The sequence below is a fragment of the Mesorhizobium sp. M7A.F.Ca.CA.004.04.2.1 genome (genome assembly GCF_004022825.1).
Classification (GTDB): domain Bacteria; phylum Pseudomonadota; class Alphaproteobacteria; order Rhizobiales; family Rhizobiaceae; genus Mesorhizobium.
Map to the genome: position 1 here is coordinate 1 of NZ_RZPH01001772.1, position 472 is coordinate 472.

General features: G+C 66.3%; 1 protein-coding gene. It reads left to right on the plus strand.

The annotated features are described in order from the left end of the window. The coding region (locus EN893_RS37490) for an FCD domain-containing protein (RefSeq protein ID WP_128362335.1) at positions 1 to 263 on the plus strand (263 nt) is incomplete at its 5' end. Positions 264 to 472 lie beyond the last annotated feature (209 nt).

Genomic DNA, 472 nt, shown 5'->3' on the forward strand with positions numbered 1-472 from the left:
ATGAATTCCTGTTCCGGGCGGTGCGCGATGCCATGACGCGCCTGTCGCGGGCGCGTTGGCTGGAGGTCCGCGACGAAGCGGCCCTCAGCCGCGCCTGGGCCGAACATCGCGCCATACTGGCGTCGGCACGCCTTGGCGACGCCGATGAAGCCGCGCGCCTGCTGTCAGGCCACATCGTCGGCAGCCGCGACCGGCTGGTGACGTCGCTGGCCAACGATCGGCGCGGTCTTCGCGCCAGAGGCTTTGCCGTCGTTGCTGCTTAAAGGTGGATGAAGGGGCGCAAAGCGGCGTCTGGACGTATGCGCACTTTCGCCTCGCTTCGCAGACGCCGATGGCGTAAGGAGCGGCCATGGAAAACAACCGATTTGAAACACCTGTGACTGTGAAGTCAGTCGCGGCGGGAAGCACTCAGCTCTTGCGCACGGCGCGTGAGGCTTCCGACTACCTCCTCAACAGCTGGCCCGGCCAGCGC